The 1,183-nt window shown below is 76.7% G+C and carries 1 protein-coding gene; it reads left to right on the forward strand.

Going from position 1 to position 1,183, the window contains the following annotated elements; translation table 11 throughout:
- On the forward strand, nucleotides 1-1,073 hold a 1,073-nt coding region (locus DZF91_RS23520), incomplete at its 5' end, for a dihydroxy-acid dehydratase domain-containing protein (protein WP_199486831.1).
- Nucleotides 1,074-1,183: the final 110 nt, after the last annotated feature.

Genomic DNA, 1,183 nt, shown 5'->3' on the forward strand with positions numbered 1-1,183 from the left:
CGCCCGCCGCCAGCGGGGACCGGCTCCGGGCCGGGACGACGGCCGGCCGCCTCGCGGTCGCGGCGGCCAGGGACGGCCTGCGCCCCTCGGCCTTGCTGAGCCGGGCCAGCCTCACCAACGCGGTCACCGTGCTGATGGCGGTCGGCGGATCGACGAACGCCATCATCCACCTGCTCGCCATCGCCGGACGGACCGGCCTGGACCTGACCCTGGACGACTTCGACGCGATCGCCCGGCGCGTCCCGCTGCTGGTCGACTGCAAGCCGTCGGGATCGGGCTACCTGGAGGACCTGCACCGCGCGGGCGGCGTCCCCGTCCTGATGAAGACCCTGGAACCCCTGCTGGACCTGTCGGCCCGGACGATCGAGGGCGGCACGCTGCGCGACCGCCTCGCCGGCGTCGAGCCGGCGCCGTCCTGGCAGACCACGATCCGCCCCCTGGACGAGCCGCTCGGCCCGCCGCGCGCCCTGGCGGTGCTGCGCGGCAACCTCGCCCCGGACGGCGCGGTCATCAAGCTGTCCGCCGCGACGCCGGAGCTGACCGTCCACGAGGGCCCGGCGGTGGTGTTCGAGTCGCCCGAGGACGTGGCGCAGCGCATCGACGACCCCGACCTGGAGATCACCCCGGACTCGGTGCTCGTGCTGCGCAACGCCGGCCCGGTCGCCTCGGGCATGCCCGAGGCCGGGTCGTTCCCGGTGCCGATGCGGCTCGCGCGGCAGGGCGTGCGCGACATGGTCCGCGTCTCGGACGCGCGGATGAGCGGAACGTCCTACGGCACGGTCGTCCTGCACGTCGCGCCCGAGGCCGCGGTCGGCGGACCGCTCGCGCTCGTGCGGGACGGCGACGTCATCAGGCTCGACGCCCCCGCGGGCGAGCTCACCCTCCTCGTCCCCGACGACGAGCTCCGGCGGCGGCGGGCGGCGTGGACGCCCCCGCCCGCGCCCGCGCGGGGATGGCGCCGGCTGAACGCCGAGCACGTGCTCCAGGCCCCTCAGGGAGCCGACTTTGACACACTCAGGCCCGCCCCACGGGTCTCCCGCGGGGCTGGTGTCGAAGGCGGAGAAGAGGAGTGAGCACGGTGAGCGACGAGCGAGCGACCACGACCGGCGGCCCGGCGGCGAAGGGCACGCGGGCGGCGACCGGTGGCGCGGCGACGACGGGCGCCCGGGCGGCCGTCAACGGC

The organism is Actinomadura logoneensis (genome assembly GCF_003428695.1).
GTDB classification, from domain to species: Bacteria; Actinomycetota; Actinomycetes; order Streptosporangiales; family Streptosporangiaceae; genus Spirillospora; species Spirillospora logoneensis.